The organism is Pedobacter sp. Leaf194, from assembly GCF_001423945.1.
Classification (GTDB): domain Bacteria; phylum Bacteroidota; class Bacteroidia; order Sphingobacteriales; family Sphingobacteriaceae; genus Pedobacter.
Window position 1 is genome coordinate 1 of the sequence record NZ_LMPU01000002.1, and the last position, 24,492, is coordinate 24,492.

At 40.1% G+C, this 24,492-nt stretch carries 20 protein-coding genes and 1 pseudogene; 11 read left to right on the forward strand and 10 right to left on the reverse strand.

Translation table 11 applies throughout. The features are described 5' to 3' along the window. Nucleotides 1-139, forward strand: a pseudogene (locus ASG14_RS20210) (IS3 family transposase); the annotation flags it as partial. Nucleotides 140-209: 70 nt separating this feature from the next. Here ASG14_RS20210 and ASG14_RS06555 read toward each other — a convergent pair. The 3 genes from ASG14_RS06555 to holA all read right to left on the reverse strand — a co-directional run bounded on the left by ASG14_RS06555 (nucleotide 210) and on the right by holA (nucleotide 4,423). Beyond that, on the reverse strand, nucleotides 210-2,786 hold the full coding sequence (locus ASG14_RS06555) for a zinc-dependent metalloprotease (protein WP_056870276.1): 2,577 nt from the start codon (nucleotides 2,784-2,786) through the stop codon (nucleotides 210-212). A 116-nt stretch (nucleotides 2,787-2,902) separates the two neighbouring features. Then, nucleotides 2,903-3,262, reverse strand: a complete 360-nt coding sequence (locus tag ASG14_RS06560; protein ID WP_056870277.1) for a VOC family protein — start codon at nucleotides 3,260-3,262, stop codon at nucleotides 2,903-2,905. 138 nt (nucleotides 3,263-3,400) lie between these two features. Further along, nucleotides 3,401-4,423 (reverse strand): DNA polymerase III subunit delta, encoded by a 1,023-nt coding sequence (gene holA, locus ASG14_RS06565; protein WP_056870278.1) that lies wholly within the window; start codon nucleotides 4,421-4,423, stop codon nucleotides 3,401-3,403. A 140-nt stretch (nucleotides 4,424-4,563) separates the two neighbouring features. Here holA and ASG14_RS06570 point away from each other — a divergent pair, with 140 nt between their 5' ends. Then, the gene (locus ASG14_RS06570) at nucleotides 4,564-5,022 is read left to right on the forward strand and encodes a type I restriction enzyme HsdR N-terminal domain-containing protein (RefSeq protein ID WP_056870279.1); all 459 of its coding nucleotides are present in this window, start codon (nucleotides 4,564-4,566) and stop codon (nucleotides 5,020-5,022) included. Nucleotides 5,023-5,054: 32 nt separating this feature from the next. On the opposite strand, the gene ASG14_RS06575 is transcribed toward ASG14_RS06570, so the two are convergent. The 6 genes from ASG14_RS06575 to ASG14_RS06600 all read right to left on the reverse strand — a co-directional run bounded on the left by ASG14_RS06575 (nucleotide 5,055) and on the right by ASG14_RS06600 (nucleotide 15,078). Next, nucleotides 5,055-6,254: a Gfo/Idh/MocA family protein gene (locus ASG14_RS06575; protein WP_056870280.1), complete on the reverse strand. Its 1,200-nt coding sequence runs from the start codon at nucleotides 6,252-6,254 to the stop codon at nucleotides 5,055-5,057. After that, nucleotides 6,255-7,619, reverse strand: coding sequence for a DUF1080 domain-containing protein (locus tag ASG14_RS06580; RefSeq protein ID WP_056870281.1), 1,365 nt, complete (start codon nucleotides 7,617-7,619; stop codon nucleotides 6,255-6,257). It abuts the gene before it with no gap. A gap of 46 nt (nucleotides 7,620-7,665) precedes the next feature. After that, entirely contained in the window at nucleotides 7,666-9,021 is a 1,356-nt protein-coding gene (locus tag ASG14_RS06585) for a Gfo/Idh/MocA family protein (protein WP_056870282.1), read from the reverse strand. Nucleotides 9,022-9,051: 30 nt separating this feature from the next. After that, on the reverse strand, nucleotides 9,052-9,915 hold the full coding sequence (locus ASG14_RS06590) for a sugar phosphate isomerase/epimerase (RefSeq protein WP_056870283.1): 864 nt from the start codon (nucleotides 9,913-9,915) through the stop codon (nucleotides 9,052-9,054). A 259-nt stretch (nucleotides 9,916-10,174) separates the two neighbouring features. Then, on the reverse strand, nucleotides 10,175-12,865 hold the full coding sequence (locus ASG14_RS06595; RefSeq protein ID WP_056870284.1) for a valine--tRNA ligase: 2,691 nt from the start codon (nucleotides 12,863-12,865) through the stop codon (nucleotides 10,175-10,177). Nucleotides 12,866-13,098: 233 nt separating this feature from the next. Continuing rightward, nucleotides 13,099-15,078 carry a heavy metal translocating P-type ATPase gene (locus ASG14_RS06600; RefSeq protein ID WP_056870285.1) on the reverse strand — a complete coding sequence of 660 codons (1,980 nt, stop codon included), beginning with the start codon at nucleotides 15,076-15,078 and terminating at the stop codon, nucleotides 13,099-13,101. A gap of 614 nt (nucleotides 15,079-15,692) precedes the next feature. On the opposite strand from ASG14_RS06600, the gene ASG14_RS06605 reads away from it, so the two are divergent. Next, entirely contained in the window at nucleotides 15,693-17,729 is a 2,037-nt protein-coding gene (locus ASG14_RS06605) for a M13 family metallopeptidase (protein ID WP_056870286.1), read from the forward strand. Nucleotides 17,730-18,011: 282 nt separating this feature from the next. After that, a complete protein-coding gene (locus tag ASG14_RS06610; RefSeq protein WP_200940328.1) occupies nucleotides 18,012-18,788 on the forward strand; it encodes a DUF2625 family protein in 777 nt (258 codons plus the stop codon). Between the two features lie 15 nt (nucleotides 18,789-18,803). On the opposite strand, the gene ASG14_RS06615 is transcribed toward ASG14_RS06610, so the two are convergent. Next, nucleotides 18,804-19,142 carry an MmcQ/YjbR family DNA-binding protein gene (locus ASG14_RS06615; protein WP_056870287.1) on the reverse strand — a complete coding sequence of 113 codons (339 nt, stop codon included), beginning with the start codon at nucleotides 19,140-19,142 and terminating at the stop codon, nucleotides 18,804-18,806. A 137-nt stretch (nucleotides 19,143-19,279) separates the two neighbouring features. On the opposite strand from ASG14_RS06615, the gene mnmD reads away from it, so the two are divergent. From mnmD to ASG14_RS06650, 7 genes are all read left to right on the forward strand, one after another. Beyond that, nucleotides 19,280-19,966 carry a tRNA (5-methylaminomethyl-2-thiouridine)(34)-methyltransferase MnmD gene (mnmD, locus tag ASG14_RS06620; RefSeq protein WP_056870288.1) on the forward strand — a complete coding sequence of 229 codons (687 nt, stop codon included), beginning with the start codon at nucleotides 19,280-19,282 and terminating at the stop codon, nucleotides 19,964-19,966. A gap of 147 nt (nucleotides 19,967-20,113) precedes the next feature. Beyond that, complete coding sequence (locus tag ASG14_RS06625; RefSeq protein ID WP_056870289.1) at nucleotides 20,114-21,061, forward strand: aldo/keto reductase; 948 nt, start codon at nucleotides 20,114-20,116, stop codon at nucleotides 21,059-21,061. A gap of 81 nt (nucleotides 21,062-21,142) precedes the next feature. Continuing rightward, nucleotides 21,143-22,252: an AI-2E family transporter gene (locus ASG14_RS06630; protein WP_056870290.1), complete on the forward strand. Its 1,110-nt coding sequence runs from the start codon at nucleotides 21,143-21,145 to the stop codon at nucleotides 22,250-22,252. Between the two features lie 2 nt (nucleotides 22,253-22,254). Beyond that, nucleotides 22,255-22,551 carry a hypothetical protein gene (locus ASG14_RS20010; RefSeq protein WP_082491430.1) on the forward strand — a complete coding sequence of 99 codons (297 nt, stop codon included), beginning with the start codon at nucleotides 22,255-22,257 and terminating at the stop codon, nucleotides 22,549-22,551. A gap of 190 nt (nucleotides 22,552-22,741) precedes the next feature. Next, nucleotides 22,742-23,191 carry a hypothetical protein gene (locus tag ASG14_RS06640; protein ID WP_056870292.1) on the forward strand — a complete coding sequence of 150 codons (450 nt, stop codon included), beginning with the start codon at nucleotides 22,742-22,744 and terminating at the stop codon, nucleotides 23,189-23,191. Between the two features lie 10 nt (nucleotides 23,192-23,201). After that, the gene (gene mazG, locus ASG14_RS06645; protein WP_056870293.1) at nucleotides 23,202-24,008 is read left to right on the forward strand and encodes a nucleoside triphosphate pyrophosphohydrolase; all 807 of its coding nucleotides are present in this window, start codon (nucleotides 23,202-23,204) and stop codon (nucleotides 24,006-24,008) included. Next, entirely contained in the window at nucleotides 23,989-24,417 is a 429-nt protein-coding gene (locus ASG14_RS06650; protein ID WP_157274857.1) for a hypothetical protein, read from the forward strand. The genes mazG and ASG14_RS06650 overlap by 20 nt, the downstream gene beginning before the upstream one ends. Nucleotides 24,418-24,492: the final 75 nt, after the last annotated feature.

Consider the following 24,492-nt stretch of genomic DNA (forward strand, 5'->3'; position numbering starts at 1 on the left):
ACCTGAATAAATATGACGATATCGAAGAACTTAGAAAAGACATCAAGAGTATATCAGGTATTATAACAATGACAGAATCAAACTTAATCTAAAAGGAATGAGCCCGGTTAAATACCGAGCTCATCATATTATTAATTAAATTAAATTTGTCTAACTTTTCGGGTGCACTTCAAAATTCAGGAAGCCTTTTTAAATAGTCGAATTATTTGTTATTTGCTTTTAGCATCAAGCGCATCGTCGATTCTGCCCGCTAGATCTTCTAAATGATATTTGCTTAAACCAGTTGCAGAGTTTGCAGCAGTTTTAATCGTAGCGTCTAAGGATTTCAATTCGCCTTTTACAACAGAAAGCACATCGCTTTGCGAAGCTGTGATACCACCCTGAGCAGCTCCACCTCTACCCCCACCAGCTAATATCGCGTTAATAGCGGTAGGCGCTGGTCCAGGTTTAACGATTGAAATCAATTTATCAACATACATTTTTTGAAGATTTCTTCTATACACATCTATAGGCTGACTAGTTTTCAATTCGGTAAAAATCGAAGCGTTTAAATCACCAAACAAATCGGTAATTTTGTAGGCACTTGCGCCATCCGCAGCTTCTGCAGAAATCAACTTTGTTAACGTATTTGTACCCAACAACCTGTTAATTGTTGTGTTTTGCAATCTACCAACAACCTCTAAACCGTCTTGATCAATATTATCTAAAATCGGTTTATCAATCATCCACATTGGTGTTTTAAACAACTGCACATCTAAGAAGTTCATCGCCTCTTTTTGTGTTGCGGCCGGCGTACGTTCGTAAACTGCTCCAGCCTGCTCAACTGTTTTTGGATTTTCATAAACACCGCCGATATTTTTGGTCACATGGCCCATATAACGACCGAATTGGGTAGTCAACTGACCGTACATGTTTGCTAAATTGTCGTATCCGTCAGCAGGTTCTTTAGTCCACACAGGTAAATTACTTAAGATTACTTTTAGGTTTTTAATGCCATAAGAACTCGCTTTCATTGCATTATCTGATAAATCTTCGTTCTGCGAATGTGGATCATCAGGATTGGTTTCAGTACCGAACCATAACCTGCGGTTTTTAGCAGATTCGATTGTCATCTTGTTCAAAATCGGAACTTCCTGCTGTGCATTTTTGGTTTCAGGGAAATATTTGTAGCCCCACTCAATCGCCCATTTGTCGTAATCACCAATACGTGGATACAAGCCCTTGGATGAGATGTTATCTTCAGGCTGAGCCACATAATTAAAACGGGCATAATCCATAATAGATGGTGTATGGCCGTTTGCTTCAACCCATTTTTTATCTCTCAACATTTCTGTAGGAACAGTAGAGCTTGAGCCATAGTTGTGGCGTAAGCCCAAAGTGTGACCAACCTCGTGAGATGATACAAAACGAATCAAATCGCCCATCAATTCGTCGCTGAAAGTCATTTTGCGAGCCCTTGGATCTACAGCTGCAGTTTGAATCATGTACCAGTCGTGAACCAGTTTTTGTACGTTATGGAACCAGTTTATATGACTTTCCATAATCTCACCACTTCGTGGATCTGAAATACTTGGACCGCTTGCATTTGCAATTTCAGAAGGTTTGTAAACGATTGCCGAATGGCTAGCATCATCAATACTCCAGGTAGAATCCTGCTTTGCAGTTGGCGCTTCTTTGGCCATAATTGCATTCTTGAAACCTGCTTTTTCGAACGCCTTTGCCCAATCATCAACTCCAGCTTTTAAGTATGGAACCCACTTTTTCGGGGTTGCCGGGTCGATGTAAAAAATAATTGGTTTAACCGGCTCTACCAGTTCGCCACGTTTATACTTGGCTAAATCCTGTGGTTTCGGCTCCAGTCTCCATCTTTTAATTAACTCGATTTCTTTAACACCCTGTGGATTTAAGTCGAAGTCGGTATAACCAACAGCAAAATAACCTACACGAGGATCGAAGTAGCGGGCTTTCATTGGTACTTTAGGCAGAATAACCAGTGACGTATTTAGTTCGATAGTTGATGAACCTGCAGAGGCACCACCGCCCATCCCAGCCGGAGCAGCACCACCAAATGGGTTTGGGGCTGCAGTTAAGCTGTAAGTTTTTACTGTATTAATTTCCACATTCATCGGGAAACTTCTCAAAGCAACAACATAACTTCTATCAGCAAGTTGCGCACCTAACCTGAAACGGGTTTTCGCAGCCGGAGAACTGAAATAAAAAATATCGTTATCACTGTTAAGATATTCGGTAACATCAATTACGCTTCCTTTTTTATCAGGAGTATATGCGGCAATGTTAAACGAAGCCGCAATGGCTTGAATGTTTGAATTTTTCAATGATTGATACATTGACGTGGTGCTATCAGGACCGTAAGTTCTGTAACTTATTTTCCGCATGAAAATGCGATTGTTCGGTCCTTTCTCGAAACGGATAACCGAGCTTCCGATTTGGTCGCCGGCATACCCCTGTGCCGCTCTAACTTCGGCGCCAGACTTTGAAATACGGCTAACAACCAAAATATCTCTTCCCAAAGTGGAATCCGCAATTTCAAAGAAGAATTTATCTTCCAGTTTATGCGTTGTTATCATTCCCCTTCTGGTTGATGTTTTGCTTGTAATAACCTGATCGTAAGGTTTAGGCTGCGCTCTAACACCCGAACCCAGGGCTGCGCCCGGCGCTCTCCGCGTGGAGTCGGTTGTTGCAGCACCTCCGCCTTGTCTCACCTGCGCCTGAACGCAAGCAATGGCAGAAACAGCAAATAAAATGCTGAGTAAATTTTTCTTCATAACAAATTAGTTGATTTAACCGTAAATATAGTCTGCCGACAGGTTTTGATACGGTATTTGAAATAACTTTTAAGTTACAAAGGCTTTATTTTAAGAATTTCGCCTCAAAAAGAAATCTAATGGGAGAATTCCGGATTTTCTATAAGTCCGATAACGTTTCCAAAGGGGTCGAAAATGCTTCCAACCCAAACCGTGCCGCCAACATTATTTGGTTGCTCATGTATTTCTACTTCCAGTTCTTTAAAGCGGGTAAATGTTTGCTTAATATCTGCAACACCCCAATAGGTAATGGAATGGTTGCCGTTACTGTAACCCGTATCATCAGGATTTAATCCCAATTCGAAACCACCAACGTTATAACCTACATAAAAAGATTCATCAAAATACGGCTCAATTTCAAATACTTTTTTATACCATTCTTTTGCAGCCTCTAAATCGCCAACGTAATAAACTATTGTTCTTAATCCCTGTAGCATATCGGTTATTTATTTTAATGGGTTATTTACTTTGTCGGTTAGTAATGTTAATTCTTAAACCCGTAAATCGGGGCTTTTCATGGCTGCTAAATCAGCTTCACTATTGATAAATTCACCACCTTAACAACTAAGCTAACATCAATGTATAATTTTAAAAACGAGTTCCTTTAAAAGTTCGCCATCATTCACATTTCCTGAACTGTCTAAGCCTTTACTTTTTAAATCGTATTCCCTAAGCAGACTAATGACCTGAAAAACTTTGCCTGTATTGTAGTTTCTGGCTGCCGATTCGTAATCCTTCACAAAAAACGGAGGCACACCAAGTGCAGATGCGGCATCAGCTTTGTTTGGAATGTAATGATATTTTAACAGCTTGGTAAAATAGCCGCCCAGATTAGCCATTACCATAACCGTTGGATTTGCTTTCGGGTTGCTTGCAAAATAGTTAATGATTTTATTGCATTTTAAAACATCGCGAATGGCCAGGGCCTTTTGGAGTTCGAACACATTGTATTCTTTGCTGATGCCAATATTTTTCTGAACCAAATCGCTATTGATTGTAACGTCTTTAGCAACATTTAGCATCAGTTTTTCTATCTCATTCGCAATTTTAGAAAGATCCGTTCCTAAATATTCAGCCATCAGTACAGATGCCTGTTGGTCGATTTTATAACCTTTATCTTTTACAAATTCCTCAATCCAGGGCACCAGTTTATAATCCCTAACCGGGTCTGACTGGAAAATTAATCCGCTTTTAGCAATTGCTTTGTAAATCTTTTTACGCTTATCAAAATTTGCGTATTTGAACGCCAAAACCAGAATTGTGCTTGACAAAGGTTTCTCAAAATAGTTTAATACAAATTCTGCCTCTTTACTGCTGGCATCTTCTTTTCCCCATTTCAAATCCTGAGCTTCTTTCACGATAACAACCTGATAATCAGACATCATAGGATATCGCTTTGCGGCACCTAAAACAGTTGCCATGTCGGTATCTTTGCCATACAAAACAGTTTGATTAAAACCCTTTTCAGCGTCGCTAAGCAACTTATCTTCAATATAATCAGTTACCTGATCTATGTAATACGATTCTTCGCCATGCAGTAAATACACCGGTTTAAATTTCCGGCTTTTGAGGTCTTTAATAATTTCGGCAGCAGTCATTGCCGTAAAATTACAATTTAGCTTTTAGGATTTATTAAATGTTTGCAAACAATATTAACTTTGTTTCCTTAATTTGTTTGAATTAGTTTATTGCTAAACTGTTAACGAGATTCTTTCTGCTGAGAACCGCCAACTGAAAAATGTTTACCCCGACCCCACTAAATCTTCCGCCATATCCATTTAAAATAACCCGGAAAGATGATGTTGTTTTTATTTTTGATGAATTAAGGAAGAAGCACTTGGTGTTAACGCCGGAAGAATGGGTTCGGCAGCATTTTATCCAAAATTTAATTGCAGGCAAAAAGTTTCCAAAAACGCTTATTCAAATTGAGGGTGGATTAATTTTAAATCAACTTCAAAAACGGAGTGATATTTTGGTTTATAACAGCGCAGGAGAAAAGCTGATGCTGATAGAGTGCAAAGCGCCAAAAGTTAAAATTACACAGGCTGTTTTTGAGCAGGCTTCGCGGTACAATTCCATCCACCAAGCTAAATGGATTGTACTTACGAACGGACTTCAACACGTGTATGCCAAAATGGATTTAGCCAAAGGAAGCTTTGCTTTTACGCCGGAAATGCCTGAATACGCAGATTTGTAACTACAATTTTCCCTTAATAATCACCCCCTAATTTAGATGCTGTACCCGGCTTTCCAAAGCTGTTTGTTGCCAGAATAAATTGCCTCATTGCACATGGCTACACAAATGGCCGCTTGCGTACCCGTTTTTACATTTGATGCAGGAACTTTTCCGGAGATAATCGATTCATAAAATTCCTCGAGTGCATAGTTTGTGCCATCCATTGTTGGTTTATCGAGAATCGGGATGCCACCATCCTGGTTTACAACAATTTTACTGGCGCCGGTTACGCCATCTACAATGCCCAATTCTTTTTTTGTTTCCTGCTCCGGATAAAAAATCCCTGTATTTGTAAGCAGAGAAACGGAGCCTTTAGTCCCTTTTATTTTAAAAAGATAACCGTCATGAGCATTTCCGCAAGTGGCGCCGAAATTACCAATCATCCCGGCTTTGTTATACCGAAGCACCGATTGAATGTTATCATAAGTCTCGCGTCCATCCTTAAAAACATCGATTCCACCGGTGCCTGTAATTTCATCTGGCTGCGTTTCAAACGCCCAGTTAATAAAATCTATTTGATGCGAGAGCAGCTCTGCCGCTAAACCGCCGGAATATTGTTTGTACATGCGCCAGTTTATTTGTCGCTCTAATTTTGGGTCGGCAATTTTTCGCCTCCAATTCCCATTCCGGTCCCAGCGGCAATCTACCTGCGAAACTTTACCCAGATAGCCAGTTTTAATCATATCCTTAACGCGGAAATATAAAGGCGAATACCGATATTGATAACCAACCTGGTAAACCTGTTTTGGAAATTTCAAAACCAAACTCCTCAGTTCTAAAGCCTCTGCAATGTTATAAGTCATGGTTTTTTCTACGTACACATGCTTACCCGCCAGCACAGCATCTTTTGCAATTTTAAAATGTTCGCTCAAAGGCGTCGCAATAAAAACTGCATCGATTGATTTATCATCCAAAACGTTATGATAATCTTTAACCCGCCTCGCAGCCGCCGGAACATACTTTTTTGTTTCTTCCAGGCGAAAATCCAAAACGTCGCAATAGGCTACAATGTTAAATTTTGCAGGCATTGATGCGATAACAGAAAGCACACCTTTACCTCTATCTCCGCAACCAATCATCGCAATATTGATGATTTTTTCACGGTTCAAATTCAGGTTAGCCAATACAGTTTCAGTTGCTAAAATACCGGTACCAAACAATGCCGACTTTTTTATGAAGGAACGACGATGCATTTACAATGGCTTAATTTTAATGGTTCTGAAATCTACTTTATTACCATGATCCTGAAGTAAAATATGTCCTTTTGACGCCTCACCGAAATTTTTCCAGTCTTTGTATTTGCTAATGGCTACGAGTTGCTTAAACGCTTCCGAGCCACGAACATATTCTAAAACTTTCACGCCGTTAAGGTAGTGTTCAACTTTGTTATCTGGATAAACGACCAATCTGGCATTATTCCAGCTGCCAATCGGCCTTAGGTAACGAGGTTCCTTTTTTGCCGTAATTAAATCGTATAACGATGCCAAAGTGCGGTTCCCATCCCTACCTAGTTTTGCATCCGGATGCAGCACATCGTCCAAAACCTGGTATTCCAAACCAATTGCAGAACCGGTATTTTTTTCGCTCAGGGTAACAAAATATTTTACACCGCTGTTTGCGCCGGGTGTCAGTTTAAATTCGAACGACATATCAAAAGCTGCAAACTCCTCCCTGGTAACAATATCGCCACCGTTCGTAGATTCTGCTCCGCCTGATGGCTCTACGCTGATTACGCCGTTTTCGATTTTCCAACCCTTTGCCGGAAAAGCAGTTTTATAAGCGCCAACCCAGCCGGCATTGCTTTTACCATCGAACAGAAGCTTGTAACCTTCCGATTTTTCGTAAGCTGATAAATTATTTGGCGTTAAATTCACGGCATAAATCCCCTTCGGGAGAGATTTAAATTTTAAACCTTCTGTTTGAATATTGATATTTTTAAAGTAAACCTTTTTACCATCATTGCCTAATTCATTGCCAATTCCATGCACCTGTAAGCCAATAAACCCAGCTTTGTCGAGCGTGTCAATCACGTAGGCAACGGGTGTTCCATTTACCCAGGTTCTCAGCTCATTGCCAATGTTTTCAATCCGGTAATGATTAAATTCATTTTTCTTGTACAAGGGTTTTGCTGATGGATTTAGCTCGAGCGGATACAACCATAATCTTCTCGCTTCATCATAAACGCCGCCTGTCCACGCTCTTGGTGTTGGGTCTATTTCTACCTGCCTGCCGAAAACCAATCCTTTGCCGTTATTGCCCTCCGGCTTAAGGTGACTACGGGTTTGAACACCAGAATTCGTGGTTTCCCCCTCGAGCTTTACATCCAGTTCAAGAATAAAATCACCGTATTCCTTTTCGGTAATCAAGAATGAATTTGGCGTTCCTTTGGTCATGGTGCCTACAATTGCGCCATCTTCGACCTTGTAAGGGGCAGCACCGGCTACGGCTTTCCAGCCGGTTAATGTCTTACCATCAAAAAGTGGCTTTACTTTTTGCGCAGCAGCCGATAAGCTGATTAAGGAAAGGGCTAGGATACTATATTTTTTGATTTTTATCATGATGATCGTGTTCTATCTTTTTATCGTGTTTGCGAGGCTTTGAGTATCAATATTTAAAAACTTTTCCATTTGCTATTACTTCCTGGCGCTTCTCATCGAAAACGGATTTAGCGCCGGTACGAACGGCAGCATTTGTCATGATGTTAGCAATTGAATGTGAATAGCCGGCTTCTACAGGTGCATTCGGCGTTTTCCGACTACGAACACATTCCATCCAGTTTCTCATGTGCCCGGAAGTAAGCATGTCGCCGCCCATATTAGCACCGGTTGCCGCTTTAATTTCTGTTTTACTTAAATCAAATTCGGGCAACAAATTGGCTTTCATGCCCATCGCAGCGGCTTCCTGCTGCCTCAATCCACCTTTTGGTGAAACTTTATTGGTAATCAGGTTTAGTTCGCCGCCATTTGAATAATATACTTCACCCACGTCGCCAACGCTATTTTGCATGCGGGAAGTAAAAGTTACCTGAAAACCATCTTCAGCCTCAGGCATACCATAATCGAAAACAGCCACCATCGAATCCCAGTTTCTGCGACCATCTTTCCAGGTGTAAATTCCGCCGTTTGCAACAACGCTTCTTGGATGTTTTAAACCGGTAAACCAGTGCACGGTATCAATCTGGTGCGACATCCATTGGCCCGGCATCCCTGAAGAATATGGCCAGAACAAACGATATTCTAAATACTTTCTTGGATCAAAGGCTTCATTTGGACGATTTAAAAGAAATCTCTTCCAGTCGATATCTTCCTCTTTAAGCCTGGCAACCAAATCCGGCCTGCGCCAGCGGCCAGGTTGATTTACATTCCAAACCAAATCCACTGCTGTAATCGGTCCGAATTTTCCATCCTGAATATATTTGGCAGCATTAGCATAGTTCTCGCCACTCCTTCTTTGCGACCCGATCTGAACAATTCTATCCGTAGCTTTCACGGCTTTTAGCGCTGCCTTTGCATCATCCATTGTTTCGGCAAAAGGCTTTTCTACATAGGCATCGCAATTGGCTTTTACGGCCTCAATGGTGTGCAATGCATGTTGAAAATCGGCCGTACTGATGATTACCGCGTCTAAATCTTTGGTAGCGTAAAGCTCTTCATTATTTCTGCAAGCCTTAATATCGTGTCCAAATTTTTGCTTCAAATGCGTAATACCTAAATCTCTGCGGTAATTCCACAAATCTGAAAGTCCGACGATATCGAAGTTAAGTTCTTTGTTATGGTTTAAAAAGCATGGCAGCAAGGTATCTTTGAAGCGGTCGGAAAAGCCAACCACGCCAACCCGAACCCTATCGTTGGCGCCAATTATCCGGCCGTAACTTTTTGCACTCATACCCATCGTACCCGCGTACGTGGCCGCTGCAAAAATTGCAGACTGCTTAATAAATGTTCTCCTGGAGTTTTCCATAATGTGGATAATAGCAATTGACTAATGTTATTAATTTTTGTAGACTTTATCAATCTGTTGATTTAAAAACTGAGCGCAGTATTTTAGCTGCGCATCCGAATAACTGCTTCCTGCTTCAACAAAAACCGGCCCGCGATAATTTGCCGTTTTCAACGCTTTGAAGTAATCTGTAAAGTCATCACCTTTAATGCCAGGCAATGTCCGTTCCTCATCTTCCGCAATTTCGCAGTGAATAAGCAAATCTTTGGCATTGACAATGCTTTCCGGAGATTCATGTTCTCTACGCATATGAAAAATGTCTGCATTCAGCTTAAAGTTAGGATGGTCAACCAGTCTTACCACTTCTGCTGCAGCTTTCACAGTATTAAGAAAATTGGTTTCTTTACTTTGAAGGTTCTCCAAAGCAATTTTCACTTTATATTTTGCAGCAACGCCTGCAATTTTCCTGCAGAGCGAAGCAAACTCCAGCGTAGCTTTTTTAACATCGTAGTCATCTGGCAAACGCCTTGCTGTGCCACTGCCAAGTACGATAAGCGTAATTTTTGCCTGCTGCGCACGTTGAAATAAACTATCAACATAGTCCAAAACCACATTTTCCTTAACATTCGGGCCAGCTATTTTCATCTGCCCAGGAAACATGACGTTACACATGTAGAGTTTCGTTTTGAGTTTTGATATGGCTTTAAGGTTTAGTTTAAACTTTTCTTCCGATAACGATGGAGCTATCATTCTCCCAACAGATTCTCCGATCAAACCGAATCCTGAGGCGCTTACTAAACTATCTTTTTCTATCGGAGCCACAATCCCCAGAGCAATGAAATGTTTTGGTTCTCTTTGAAACCCAGATAAGAATAATGAAAGTAAAATTGCAACAATAGAAATCTGTAGTTTCATTATGTTTTTTTATAGAAATGATGGTTAGAAAACCCGTAAGCCTTATACAATGCCAAAATAAGAGTTTAACTCAACAGAACAGAATGAGTTTGGTAACAATTTAGAAACGCTTGGAAAGGCGGCCGTTTTGCCAAAATTCTTTAATGTTGCAAAACGCAAGGAGGGCAAAACAATCCAAAGAAACAAAATGCATAACAGAAAAGCCCTCCAGAATATTTTTCTAAAGGGCTTTACTAAATTTTACGGTTTAGCACAAAAATTATCCTAACATTGCGAGGCTTTCTTCAATTATGTTGATTTTAGCTTCGGCATCGGCCTTTTTGTTGCGTTCGTTGGCAATAATTTCTGGCTTTGCATTTTGAACAAAACGCTCATTGCTGAGTTTTGCCTCCACAGATTTTAAGAAACCTTTTAAATAAACTAAATCTGCGTTTAAGCGGATGCGCTCTGCATCAACATCAATGTTTTCTGTTAAGGAAATAAAAAATTCGTCTTTACCAGCCATAAAAGCGGTAGCACCTGCGATTTTATCATTTACAATTTCAGCTTCAGAAACGTTAGCCAGCTTGAAAACGATGTTTAACCATTTTTCGTAATCGATATCAGAATTTACTTTCAAACTCAGTGGCAGAGCTTCTTTTGGCGAAATCTGCTTTTGGTTACGAACATTTCTAATTTCTGCAACCACGGTTTTGATCACCTCAGCATCCTTCAATAATTTATCGTCTATTGAGCCTCCTTTCGGAAATTCGGCTACAATGCAGCAATCCATTTCGTCACGTGCCGCAAACAAATCATCATGCCATAATTCTTCTGTTAAAAATGGCATATTTGGATGCAGTAACTTTATGATGTTCTCAAAAAAGGCGATTGTTATTTTGTAACTTTCTGCATCAATTGGCTGTTGGTAAGCCGGCTTAACCATTTCCAAATACCATGCGCAGAAATCATCCCACACCAGTTTATAGGTTATCATCAACGCTTCCGACAGGCGATATTGTTTAAAGTTAGCTTCAATCTCAACTAAGGCCTCATTAAAACGGTTTTCAAACCAGTTTATCGCTTGTGTGTTCGGATTTTCCAGGTTTTCGTCTATTTTCCATCCCTTAACCAGGCGAAATGCATTCCATATTTTCGAGGCAAAATTACGACCTTGTTCGCAGTAGCTTTCGTCAAACATTAAATCGTTTCCTGCCGGAGACGACATCAACATCCCTACGCGAACCGCATCAGCACCATATTTTTCAATTAAGCCAATAGGATCGGGCGAATTACCTAAAGATTTAGACATTTTACGCCCTAATTTATCGCGGACAATTCCTGTTAAATAAACATTGGTAAATGGCTTTTTGCCCATAAACTCATGTCCAGCCATAATCATACGGGCCACCCAGAAAAACAAAATTTCGGGTGCTGTAACCAGATCATTTGTTGGGTAATAGTAGTTAATGTCTTTATTACCTGGATCTTTAAAACCGTCGAAAACAGAAATCGGCCAAAGCCATGACGAAAACCAGGTATCCATCACATCCTCATCTTGTTTTAGAAAAGGTTCCAATTGATGCTTAAATCCAGCTTTCTCGGTTTCCGAATAGCTTTCATCCAAATGTTTTTTCTTCCAGAACTCCTCTAAAGCCTCATCTTTAGTCTTAGCAACTACCCAGTTCCCTTTATCATCATACCAAGCCGGAATGCGCTGTCCCCACCAGAGCTGGCGGGAAATATTCCAGTCGCGAACGTTTTCCATCCAGTAGCGGTAAGTGTTTTCAAATTTATTCGGAATCAGGTTTACTTCACCATTTAAAACATCTTCCAAAGCAGGCTGCGCCATTTCTTTCATTTTCACAAACCATTGCATAGAGAGTTTTGGCTCAATGGCTGCATCGGTTCGCTCAGAAAAACCCACCTGCGATTTATAATCTTCAACCTTATCCAGATGACCGGCTTCTTCCAACATTTTGGCGATTTTTTTTCGGGCTACAAACCTGTCTTCGCCAACTAAAATAACCGCCAGTTCGTTCAATGTGCCGTCGTCATTTAAAATATCGGTAACCGGCAAATTGTGTTTAACGCCAAGCTCATAATCGTTCAAATCGTGTGCAGGCGTAACTTTTAAACAACCTGTACCAAATTCAATATCAACATATTCATCTTCAATTACCGGTATTTCATGGTTAACCAAAGGCACGAAAACTTTTTTACCTCTTAAGTGCGTAAAGCGTTCATCGTTCGGGTTTATACAAATTGCGGCATCTGCCATAATTGTTTCCGGCCGGGTTGTTGCAACAACCAGATAATCCGCAGACTGGTTTCCGTAGTTCGCATTATCGCCACTAACAATATTATAACGAATGTAGTACAGTTTCTGGTTTACTTCCTTACGGATTACTTCTTCATCAGAAACTGCTGTTTTGCCAGCCGGATCCCAGTTGACCATGCGGATTCCGCGGTAAATCCAACCTTTTTTATACAAGTGAATAAACGAATCGATTACCGCAGCAGACAGATCTTCCTCCATCGTAAAACGGGTGCGGTCCCAGTCGCAACTTGCACCAAGTTTCTTTAACTGTTCTAAAATAATACCACCGTATTTTTCCTTCCATTCCCCGGCATACTTTAAAAATTCTTCGCGTGAAAGGTCTTTTTTATTGATGCCCTGCTCCTTTAACATGGCAACAACCTTTGCTTCGGTAGCAATAGATGCGTGGTCGGTTCCAGGAACCCAGCAAGCATTTTTGCCTTGCATGCGAGCCTTACGAATTAATACATCCTGAATCGTATTGTTTAACATATGCCCCATGTGCAGCACTCCGGTAACATTCGGCGGCGGAATTACGATTGTGTAAGGCTCGCGTTCATCGGGTTCGGAATGGAAAAACTTTTTGGATAGCCAATAGCTATACCATTTATCTTCTGTTTCTGCAGGATTGTAATGCGTGGAAATGCTCATGAATTATAGTAAAAGCCCCAAAAATAGCTAATTAAGCTGAAAGACTAAAGCATAAAGCCAAAAGTTTGGCTCATTTCAGTATGTTGCTTTACCCGAGGCGCCAGAAATGTGAGCTGTTTCTTTTGATTTGAAAAAGCAAAAACAATATTTCATCGCAAAGTTAGCCGTTTCCGCTAATTCCTTTTAAAACGCCTGCTAATTCATAACGAATCATTTAACTAATTTTCCGATGATTAAAACTTCATTTTTTGAATTCTGACTGCATTGAGAATTGCGAATAACGCAACGCCAACATCAGCAAAAACGGCCTCCCACATGGTGGCCAAACCACCTGCACCCAAAATTAGAACCAATGCTTTAACAGCAAAAGCCAATACAATATTTTGTACGACCACGTTTTTGGTCGCTTTACCAATTTTTATCGCGGTCGCAATTTTCGAAGGTTGATCCGTTTGAATAACCACATCGGCCGTCTCAATAGCAGCATCGCTTCCCATAGCGCCCATCGCTATGCCAATATCACTAATTGCTAAAACCGGTGTGTCATTTATACCATCGCCAACAAAGGCAACCACCCTTGTTTTGTCCTTTTTAATCTCTTCGAGTTTGGCCACCTTATCCTCTGGCAACAAATCGCCGAAATAGGAATTTATGCCCAGCATACCTGCAACTTTTTTAACAATAGATGTTTTGTCGCCGCTTAACATCACCACATCTTGTACGCCATTTAATTGCAATTGTTTAATCGCCTCAGCAGCGTCTTCTTTAATTTCATCGGCAACTAAAACGTAGCCTGTGTAGGCACCATTTACCGCTACAACAACAATGCTTTCCTCAATATCTGCAATTTTTGAATCGAAACTGATATTAAATTTACTTAAAAGCTTAGCATTTCCGGCCAGCACTTGCTTACCGTTCACACTTCCCTTAAGGCCCATTCCGCTAATTTCCTCAATGTGTTCTGCCGGGTAAATTTCCTTTTCGCCAGCATACTCAACAATTGCCTTCGCAATTGGATGCGTAGATTTTGCCTCTAATGCGGTAAGCAAACTTAAAAATTCCTCTTTATCAATAGCACTTTCCACTTTTTGAACCCGAAAAACACCTTTCGTAAGTGTTCCGGTTTTGTCCATAATAACGGTATTTAGCTTGGTAATTAAATCTAAAAAGTTAGAGCCTTTAAATAAAATGCCATGCGCCGAGGCGGCGCCAATACCACCAAAATAGCCGAGCGGGATAGAAATAACCAGTGCACAAGGGCAGGAAATAACCAAAAAAACCAGAGAACGATATAGCCAGGTTTGAAAATGATAATCCTTACCTAAAATTAAAAACGGTATCGCAACCAAAGCGAGTGCTAAAAAAAAGACAATCGGGGTGTAAACCTTGGCAAACTTCCTGATAAATAGTTCAGTTTTCGCTTTGCGTGTGGTGGCGTTCTGAACCATTTCCAAAATACGGGATAAGGCGCTATCGGCAAAAAGCTTTGTTACTTTTATTTCGATAACCTTATCGAGATTAAGCATTCCTGCTAAAACACTACCGCCTTTAGCAATGGTTTTCGGTTTGCTTTCTCCAGTAAGCGCCGCGGTATTAAAACTACTTCCATCCGAAAGCATCTCGCCATCGAGCGGAATTTTTTCACCCGCTTTAATCTGTATGGTTTCCCCAATTTCAACGCCTTCAGGTTTTATGGTTTCATATCTTCCGTTGCGCAATACGCTGGCAACATCTGCACGAACATCTAATAAAGCAGAAATATTTCGCTTTGCCCGGTTAACCGCAGCCATTTGAAAAAGTTCTCCAATGGTGTAAAAGAGCATTACAGTTACCCCTTCCGGATATTCGCCAATTGCGAATGCACCAATAGTAGCGATAGACATTAGCGAAAACTCCGTGAAAAAATCTTTGGCTTTAAAGGTTTCCCAAACTTCCTTTAAAACCGGAACACCAACAGGTAAATAGGCAACAATGTACCAATAAGGCCGAATGACTTGAAAAGCCTCTAGCTTGAAAATATTATCGAAAGCTATACCGATAAGCAACATTGCCAAGGTTACAATTGCGGGCAAATAGGTCTTAAAAGCAGAAGGGTCTCCACCATGATCGTGGTCATGTTCTTCGCCTCCTTCATGGTTATGGTTATGTTCGTGGCTATGTTGGCTGGCTTTGGTAGCGCAACAGCTATCGTCTTTGTGGTTGGATTGACTCATTTATTTACTGTTTTCTTTTCTGAAAAGCAACACCAGTTCGTTTCGGACGCTTTGTTCCCGCCATCGCTGCAAATCCTCGGCCAAAGAAAAAATGGCCTCCGGGTTTTTCGCTTTGTCGTGTTTAAGTGGCCCGGGCTGTAGCATTATCAACATTAAACCATCACGGGGCAAAAAATTTGTTCAGCAATCGAGGCTGATGTGTTAGGTTTAGATACGAAATATTTTACGCCCCGAATTATTTCTACCGCCTGCAACACGGTTTTCAAATGTCCTCAATGCCAGCAGGGCGATATCCAATTTAAATTTTAACTGCTTTCAGGAAATCCTGTAACGCTACGCATGCAATAACTCAAATTTATAAGTTTATTCTGATTCATTCTTAATAGCGAAAATTTTTATAAGCGCACAATAAATTATGTTAAAAAATGTTAATAGTGTATAAAAGAATTAAAGTCATGAAATCCCTTAAATTCCACTTTTCGCCTGCCGAATTCCTGAGAAGGTTTGGCTTGACAAAAATTTACTACTGGTTTAACAAGTAATATTCTTGGTATATTGTTTCAATATTGCTTAGTATTTTATAAATTTCGCTGTTAAACTAACTTAATAAGCGAATGAAATACCAAAATTTGAAAAGATATTTTGCAGCACTCGGTATAGTCGCTGCTGGCTTTTCTGCTAACGCACAAACCACTAAAAAATTTATCGACCCTGCGAACATGGATTTATCCGTTAAGCCTGGCGATGATTTCTATACCTATGCGAGTGGTGCATGGGTAAAAAACAATCCTGTTCCTGCTAAAGAAACGCGTTGGGGCTCATTTAACGAGCTTCGCGATTTTAATATCAACGCTGTAAAATCTTTGGTTGAAGACGCTGCTGCTGATAAATCTGCTCCCGCAGGTTCTATAAAACGTCGCGTTGGCGATTTTTACACTGCAGCAATGGATAGCGCAACCATCGAAAAGCTAGGTTACACGCCTATCAAAGCCGATTTGGCAAAAATTCAGCAAATTAAAGATGTTCAGGGCGTTTTAGACCAGGTTGCTTACATGCGTACCAATGGTTTAGGCGGCGGTATGTTTGGAATAGGCGTTGGCCAGGATCGTAAAAACGTGAACAAATACATGGTAAATATTAGTCAGGGCGGCACAACTTTGCCAGATCGCGACTATTACCTGAAAGACGATACGCGTAGTGTGAAAATCCGCGAGGCTTACAATACGTACATGACCACGCTTTTTACATTAACTGGAAGTACGCCCGAAGCAGCAAAGCAAAAAGCAGAAACGGTTTTTAAAATTGAAAAGCAATTCGCTGAGGCACAAATGAGCCGTTTAGAGATGCGTGACCCTTATGCTACTTACAATAAGCTTACGGTGGCCGAATTAAATAAAAAAACGCCGGATATTAACTGGGCAACCTACTTGCCTAAATTTAAAATTAAAGGTCAGGATACTGTTCTAGTCTCATCACCAAAATTCATGGCTAGCTTAGATGGGATGCTAAAATCGGTTCCGGTAGCGGACTGGAAAACTTATTTAGAGTGGAACTTAATTAAAAGTTCTGCGTCAAGCTTGAGTTCTCCATTCGTAAAAGCGAGTTTTGCTTTCACGCAGGCACAAACAGGCCAAAAAGTTCAAACACCACGCTGGCAACGCATGTCATCATTAACTGATGGCACTATTGGCGAATTATTGGGTCAGCTTTATGTGGCAAAATATTTTAAGCCAGAAGCTAAAGCCCGCATGAACCAGATGATTGTGAATTTACGTAAAGCTTTCGAAATCAGAATTAATGGTTTGGAATGGATGAGTGCTGAAACCAAACAAAAAGCTTTGGCAAAACTAAATGCCTTTACGCCAAAAGTTGGTTATCCTGACAAATGGAAAAATTACGATGGTTTAGCGATAAATAAAGATACATACTTCCAAAACCTGCGTAATGCAAGCATTTGGGGCTATAATGAATCAGTTGGCCAATTGGGTAAACCGGTAGATCGTACTCGTTTCGGCATGACACCACCAACTGTTAACGCTTATTACTCACCAACTTTAAACGAAATTGTTTTCCCTGCCGGGATTTTACAGTTCCCTTTCTTCGACCCGAATGCTGACGATGCAGTTAACTATGGCGGTATCGGTGCAGTTATTGGCCACGAAATGAGCCACGGATTTGATGATAGTGGTAGCCAGTATGATGCAGAAGGAAACCTAAAAAACTGGTGGACTGCAGAAGATAAAGCAAAGTTCGATGCAAAAACCAAAGCTTTAGGCGAGCAATTCGATGCTTATACGGTTTTGGATACCGTACATGTAATTGGTAAACTAACAATGGGCGAAAACATTGGCGATTTGGGTGGTTTAAACGCAGCTTATACTGCTTTTAAAATGACCAAGCAAGGAAAAAGCACAGAGAAAATTGACGGTTTTACACCAGATCAGCGTTTCTTTTTGGCCTGGGCACAAGTTTGGAGAGGCAACATTTTACCTGAAAGTGCTGCGCAGCTAATTAAAACCGATCCACATTCTCCAGGTCCGTACCGTACAATTGGTGCGCCTATTAATATGGATGCATGGTACACCGCTTTCGATGTTAAACCTGGAGATAAACTATACAAAAAACCAGAAGATAGAATTAGAATGTGGTAATTTCACGCTAGCGAATATTTCCAAGCTTATGCTCATCGGATAGACGCTTAGCAACTCCATCAAGATTTTCATCCCGGAGAGGAATATCAAACCTATAATGCGAACGTCCCGATTTATTCGGGACGTTTTATTTTGTGGTATTTAGTTAGTTTGGATAATGTACATTAAAAGGGCGCATTGGATAAAATAAGCTTTCCATAAACTTGCACAGCTAATTTAAAACGGAGTTCGTTCAGAAAATCCTGATTATCATCATATCTTTGAAAAAACTTAAGCATAAAAATGAAAGTCTTATCTAAAATAGTATTTGTTGTTGCTTTAATGCTGAATTCAGGAATTGTTTTAGCACAAGATAACCTGATTAGTTTGGATGCATTAATTAACAAAACGGACCCGGCCTGGCCACTTGTTAAAAAGTGGATTGATTCTGCAAAAAATAAAGTTGAAGTTTTGCCTGTTGATTCGGCCAAAGCCAGGGAAACACTACACAACGCACAGGTTTCTACTTATGCCACTTTGGGCTCGGTTATTTTTAATACCGGAGGAATCATGGTAGACAATGGCTGGATCAGGATTTTAGGTTCAGGAAGTGAACGCTTAAATAGAAACATCGCAGAGTGGAATAAAGGTAAAACGATAAAAGAGTATGGCGACAAAATACCGTACCTGTTGATTGCTGATGATGCCGTTGGTGGTTTTTTTGCGATTAATTATGGCGGTTTAGGAAAAGACATTAAAAACGTTTACTATCTGGAGCCCAACAGTTTAACCTGGCAACCACTAGGCGCCGGCTATGGCGAATTTCTTGTCTTCTGTTTCGATAGCGACTTATCTAAATTTTACAAAGGCTTGCGCTGGAACAGCTGGGACCAATTTATCGGAAATTTAGATGGCACAAAAACATACAGCTTTCGCCCTTATTTATGGGAAGAAGGAACCGATATAGATAAATGCAGCCGAAAGCTTGTTGGCATTGAAGAGATGTACCGTTTCAACATTATGAAATCGAAAGAAATAAATGCAGATAAAGGCATCAAAAAAGACAATAGCAAACAGTAAGGTTTGGCGCAAATTTTAAAGGTACCTGGCTTGTGTTTTCTTAGGTAGCTTTGCCAAAACCAGTGCTCTTGAATCGGCAACGCGGGTTTTGAGTTCGTTGTGGTTTAAAACATTGAGGTTTGCAATTTGAATCCATTGGCGTTTTGCCATATGAAAAGCCTGAGCAATGCCTGCTCTTGCGGTAAGGCCGTCAAAGTCGTCAGGATTACATTTAATTGAAAAACTATTGCCTTCATCAATTGCAACAATAACGAAGATTTTCTCTTCAATCATGAAACAAAGATGTTCCCACTTCATTCCTTCGGTTGTACCCGGCAGACTTAAGCAATATTCTCTGAAAGATTCAATATCCATATTAAGCTGAAACTCCAAAGATAAAAGCTTAAATCGAAAAGAGTTTATAAAATCCGTGTTTTAACACCGCACAAACTTAGCTTGATGCTATATTTGCAATTTCACCATAAAGACATTATAACTCCAACAAACTGACTATGAATATTATAACCCAAACCGCAGACGGTTCGAATACGCTCTACAATGAAACGATCGGCGAACATTATCATAGCAAGCACGGTGCACTGCAAGAAAGTAAGCATGTTTTTATCGAAGCCGGGCTAGAGTTTACGGCTGAAGGAAAGTCGGAGATATCGATCTTAGAAGTGGGTTTCGGAACGGGGTTAAACTTCATTTTGAGTTTTGAGTATTCCACAGATAATAACATTAAACTAAATTATACCAGTATTGAAGCTTTTCCCTTAACAACTGAAGTGCTTAACCAAACGGGCTATTCCGCATATGTTCCGGCAGAAATATGGACAAATTTTCTATCAAATTATGAGGAGAGTTTGAAGTCTGAACAATCACTAACTTCGCTTTGCACACTTGAAATTGCGCACACTACGCTGGCACAATTCAACACAGAAAAACGGTTCGATGTAATTTATTACGATGCGTTTTCGGTGCAGCACCAACCCGAGATGTGGAGCGATGAAATCATTGCCAAAGCATGCAGTTTCTTAAAACCCGGCGGAACCTTTGTAACCTATGCAATAACAGGGAAGCTAAAACGGGCGGTAAAAGCATGTGGCTTTACGATACAGAAACTCCCCGGCGCACCAGGCAAACGCGAAATGTTGCGGGCTTTAAAAGGAATTGGAATTATTAAAGTTACTGATTAGTTACGTTGCTTAAGCAAAATACTAAACCTGTCACAAGCCAAAAGAGGTATTTTTAACACGGCCTGCTTACCAATTCTGACACAATTCCGACCTCCGGTTCAAACCACAACATGCTTCATGTGTTAATTTAAAATCAAACTTTATGTTATGGAAAAAAGAACGTTAGGAAAAACAGATTTAAATATAGCGCCCATTGTATTCGGAGGAAACGTTTTCGGTTGGACTATCGATGAAAACAAATCATTTGAAATTTTAGACCAGTTTATAGACAGCGGTTTCAATTTTATAGATACTGCTGATGTATACTCCCGTTGGGTACCAGGAAATAATGGCGGCGAATCGGAAACCATAATCGGTAACTGGCTGAAAAAGAACAACAAGCGGCAAGAGGTTATTATTGCAACAAAAGTTGGTTCGGATATGGGCAGTGGAAAATCGCTCAGGAAAGATTACATCATAAACCAAGTTGAGCATTCACTCTCCCGATTGCAAACGGATTACATCGATCTTTATTTTTCACATTTCGATGATGAAACAACTCCTGTTGAGGAAACGCTAACCGCATACGAAAGCTTAATTAAAGCGGGTAAAGTACGTTGGATTGGCGCATCGAACTTTTCTGCCGGGCGGCTGAAAGAATCACTGGCATTTTCTGCCAAGAATAATTTGCCCCGATACGAAGTTTATCAACCAGGTTATAATTTGTACGGCAGACAGGAGTTTGAACAGGAACACGAAAAAATCTGTGTGGAGCACGGACTAGGCGTGGTGACTTATTATTCGCTTGCGAGTGGTTTCTTAACAGGAAAATACCGCAGCGAAAACGACTTAGACAAAAGTAAAAGAGGTGGCGGTATTACAAAATTCCTGAATGAAAGAGGGTTCAGAATTTTAGATGCCTTAGATAAAGTTGCTGATAAACATAGCGTCGAACCAGCCGCGGTTGCGCTCGGCTGGCTTATTCAACATCCATCTATTACTGCGCCAATTGCAAGTGTAACCGATTTAAATCAATTGAAATCATTTACCCAAGCCGCAAATTTAAGTTTATCGGCTGAAGATATTTCACTATTAGATAAAGCGAGTAGCGATTAGCAAATATTCTGCTATATTTAAATGCCCGAGTAATGAAACAATTAGTCGGGCATTTTGTATTAAACAGGATTTTAAAACATTATGAAAGAAAAACTATCTTTTCTACCAAAACTCGCCCTCGTTCTTTTCTGTTTAATTAGTTTAACATACATCGCCATTCTCGGCCATTCGTTGCTGGCACCGCTGCTTTTTTCTTTCTTAATGGCGATTTTGCTGCTTCCCGTTGGAAACTTTTTAGAACAACGCTTTAAATTCAAACGCAGCTTATCAACCATAGTTTCCGTTATCTTGATGATTGCCGTAATTGGTGGAATTATATATTTCTTTGGAAATCAACTCAGTGATTTGTGGAAAGATTGGCCGCTTTTAAAAGAAAAAGCAAATGTTTCTTACCATGAATTGCAAAACTGGATATCCAAAACCTTCCATGTAGATTCGCAGAAACAACTGGCATATTTAAACGACAGCACTGAAAAAGCCCTGGCTACAAGCGCCGCAATTGTGGCTACTACGTTAGCAACGCTATCCTCTACCCTGCTGTTCCTTGGTTTCACGCTATTATTTACTTTCTTCATCTTAAACTACCGAAGAATTTTATTCACCTTTTTAACATCTGTTTTTGCAGCGGAACATAAAGAGAAAGTAACTGAAATTGTCAGTCAGATTCAATACATCATTAAAAAATACATTATCGGCTTATTTTTGCAAATGCTAATCGTTACCGTTTTAATGATAGCGATTTTAAGTTTGCTAGGTGTTAAATATGCAGTTCTGTTGGGTTTAGTGGCAGGGATTTTTAATGTCGTTCCTTATCTGGGCATATTTTTCGCATTGCTGGTTAGCTGTCTAATTACATTTGCAACAGCCGGAGCGGGTAAAGTTTTATTGGTTTTAGTAGCGTTTGTTGGTGTACACGCCATTGATGGTAATGTGCTCATGCCTTTAGTTGTGGGTTCAAAAGTTAAGATCAACGCTTTATTTGCTTTTATAGGAATAGTGGTGGGCGAAATGATTTGGGGTATTTCGGGCATGTTCCTATGCATACCTTATCTGGCTATGTTAAAAATTATTTTCGACCGGGTAGACACGCTTAAACCATGGGGAATTTTGATGGGTGAAGAGCATAAGCCCGATAAAAAGAAACGTGTTTACCGCATTACAAAAAAGATTAAATTAGAGGAAAAAGATTAACGATGCCCGAAAACAGATCGCCACATATTCTAAGCACATCAGCCAATTTATTAGGGATTTGTTTTATCGTACTAACCTCACTGAGAAAACTAAACCTAACCGATGGTTCTTTAATTGATGAATTTGCGGTAGCGGCAGTGATGTTTTTTATGACGAGTTGCATCCTATCTTTTATCTCCATGCGCAGAGAACGCCAGGAAAGTAAAAAGCTCGAACAAGTTGCCGACTTCGTGTTTCTATCAGGTTTGGTGGTTCTTTTTGTAGCTACAATCTTAATTGCATTTAATTTGATAAAGTAGCCTCTCCGCCAGAAAACGCAACTGCAGGGAGCCTTTAAAAATAAAATTGCAATTAATCTGAATTGCTTAAAAATTAGTGACTCGATGCGAATCTCTAAAACACAGAAGGCAGGCAAAAGACTTGTCGGAAATTCGCCGGGCAGATTCAAATGCATAAAACAAATTCAGAAAATCATTGTAGATTCGGTAGATGAAACCCCTTTTTGTTTTACTTCTCGTTTACGTTGCCTTGCTCGGCTTTGGTAATCATACCGCATTTGATAAAGGCAGTATCTTCGCAGGAAATATTGCCATGGCTGTAATGTTATTATTTACTGCAATTGGCCATTTCAAGTTTAGAACATCAATGGCTGCTATGATTCCGCTTTTCATACCAAAAAAAGTAGAAATCGTCGTGCTCACAGGTGTTCTCGAAATACTCCTAGGCATTTGCTTATGTATAGAAGAAACCCGGTTTTATGCTGGTATTGCGTTAATTTTGTTCTTTCTAGCAATTCTGCCAGCAAATATTTATGCTGCGAAACATCAAATTAATTACGAAGATTTATATAAACCTGGTCCTGGAATAAAATATTTGTGGTTCAGAATACCATTTCAATTTTTCTTAATCGCCTGGGTTTGGTATTTTAGCGTTCGATAAATTTTACAACATGCCGAATAATCCGATTCCTGCCGTTGCGCACAATCCTGCCGATGCATTTACCCGTTTGCTTACCGTTTTGGATACGCTGCGTACTCAGTGCCCCTGGGATAAAAAGCAGACCATGGAAACATTGCGTCACCTTACCATTGAGGAAACTTACGAACTCAGCGATGCAATTTTGGAAGGCGATTTGAATGAGATAAAAAAGGAATTAGGCGATGTAATGATGCATTTGGTTTTCTACTCCAAAATTGCTTCAGAAACCAACCATTTCGATATTGTTGATGTATTAAATGGCGTTTGCGATAAGCTGGTAAACCGTCATCCACATATTTACGGTGATGTTGAGGTACAAAACGAAGAAGATGTAAAGAGAAACTGGGAGCAAATTAAACTTAAAGAAGGGAATAAATCGGTGCTTGCAGGCGTTCCCGGTTCGCTGCCAGCCTTGGTAAAAGCCTCCCGCATACAGGAAAAGGCCCGAGGAGTTGGTTTTGACTGGGAAGATAAAAATCAGGTTTGGGAGAAAGTTGAAGAAGAACTGCAAGAGTTTAAAGCAGAATTTAACGTTACAGACAATACCGCAATTGATGTAGAAAAAGCGGAGTCTGAATTTGGCGATGTTCTTTTTTCCTTAATTAATTACGCCAGGTTCATCAACATAAATCCGGAAAATGCACTGGAGAAAACGAATAAAAAGTTCATCAAACGTTTTCAATATCTCGAAAATAAAGCCAAAGAAAATGGTAAAGCCCTGGCAGACATGACCCTTGCGGAAATGGATATTTACTGGAATGAGGCAAAGAAACTCTGATATGAATGCAGCAACAAATGATAATGCAGGCCCAAAAAACCTGATAAGTATTGTTACCTTTAATGTTATCGCAACCCAAACCGTTGACGGTGGCGTTATTCCATGGGTGAATATTGGAAGGGCTAATGAGGAAATATTAAATTTGATTGATGCCGATGAAATTGTGATTCCGGAACACGAGATTACAGTTGCTGTAGACTATCCTCTGGCAGAGCCAACATCATTTCATTTATTCTCCTCGATTGGTTTTTCACGAAAACTGGTTTTAATTGAAATCAGGGAAAGATTTTTATCATTCTCTGCTTCAGAACAAAATCAGTTCGACATTTATGGGCTAGACCTGGTGTCTTTAGATGTATACAAAACCAATTTAGGCAAAATTGAACTCACCCTGGAAATAGATAATTAACTGAATTTTTTTAGTAAATCAGCGGGTAAACCTCGACTTTAAGACTTTTAAAGCCTGGCTCAGTTGCATTAATCT

What these genes read in the sequence shown, in the direction of transcription:
- ASG14_RS06570 (WP_056870279.1), top strand. Translation starts at nt 4,564, where the DNA reads ATGTTTACCCCGACCCCACTAAATCTTCCGCCATATCCATTTAAAATA.
- mazG (WP_056870293.1), top strand. Translation starts at nt 23,202, where the DNA reads ATGCCGAATAATCCGATTCCTGCCGTTGCGCACAATCCTGCCGATGCA.
- ASG14_RS06560 (WP_056870277.1), bottom strand. Translation starts at nt 3,262, where the DNA reads ATGCTACAGGGATTAAGAACAATAGTTTATTACGTTGGCGATTTAGAG.
- ASG14_RS06585 (WP_056870282.1), bottom strand. Translation starts at nt 9,021, where the DNA reads ATGGAAAACTCCAGGAGAACATTTATTAAGCAGTCTGCAATTTTTGCA.
- ASG14_RS06630 (WP_056870290.1), top strand. Translation starts at nt 21,143, where the DNA reads ATGAAAGAAAAACTATCTTTTCTACCAAAACTCGCCCTCGTTCTTTTC.
- ASG14_RS06615 (WP_056870287.1), bottom strand. Translation starts at nt 19,142, where the DNA reads ATGGATATTGAATCTTTCAGAGAATATTGCTTAAGTCTGCCGGGTACA.
- ASG14_RS06590 (WP_056870283.1), bottom strand. Translation starts at nt 9,915, where the DNA reads ATGAAACTACAGATTTCTATTGTTGCAATTTTACTTTCATTATTCTTA.
- ASG14_RS06610 (WP_200940328.1), top strand. Translation starts at nt 18,012, where the DNA reads ATGAAAGTCTTATCTAAAATAGTATTTGTTGTTGCTTTAATGCTGAAT.
- ASG14_RS06600 (WP_056870285.1), bottom strand. Translation starts at nt 15,078, where the DNA reads ATGAGTCAATCCAACCACAAAGACGATAGCTGTTGCGCTACCAAAGCC.
- ASG14_RS06640 (WP_056870292.1), top strand. Translation starts at nt 22,742, where the DNA reads ATGAAACCCCTTTTTGTTTTACTTCTCGTTTACGTTGCCTTGCTCGGC.
- ASG14_RS06580 (WP_056870281.1), bottom strand. Translation starts at nt 7,619, where the DNA reads ATGATAAAAATCAAAAAATATAGTATCCTAGCCCTTTCCTTAATCAGC.
- ASG14_RS06605 (WP_056870286.1), top strand. Translation starts at nt 15,693, where the DNA reads ATGAAATACCAAAATTTGAAAAGATATTTTGCAGCACTCGGTATAGTC.
- ASG14_RS06595 (WP_056870284.1), bottom strand. Translation starts at nt 12,865, where the DNA reads ATGAGCATTTCCACGCATTACAATCCTGCAGAAACAGAAGATAAATGG.
- ASG14_RS06650 (WP_157274857.1), top strand. Translation starts at nt 23,989, where the DNA reads ATGAGGCAAAGAAACTCTGATATGAATGCAGCAACAAATGATAATGCA.
- ASG14_RS06555 (WP_056870276.1), bottom strand. Translation starts at nt 2,786, where the DNA reads ATGAAGAAAAATTTACTCAGCATTTTATTTGCTGTTTCTGCCATTGCT.
- ASG14_RS06625 (WP_056870289.1), top strand. Translation starts at nt 20,114, where the DNA reads ATGGAAAAAAGAACGTTAGGAAAAACAGATTTAAATATAGCGCCCATT.
- holA (WP_056870278.1), bottom strand. Translation starts at nt 4,423, where the DNA reads ATGACTGCTGCCGAAATTATTAAAGACCTCAAAAGCCGGAAATTTAAA.
- ASG14_RS20010 (WP_082491430.1), top strand. Translation starts at nt 22,255, where the DNA reads ATGCCCGAAAACAGATCGCCACATATTCTAAGCACATCAGCCAATTTA.
- ASG14_RS06575 (WP_056870280.1), bottom strand. Translation starts at nt 6,254, where the DNA reads ATGCATCGTCGTTCCTTCATAAAAAAGTCGGCATTGTTTGGTACCGGT.
- mnmD (WP_056870288.1), top strand. Translation starts at nt 19,280, where the DNA reads ATGAATATTATAACCCAAACCGCAGACGGTTCGAATACGCTCTACAAT.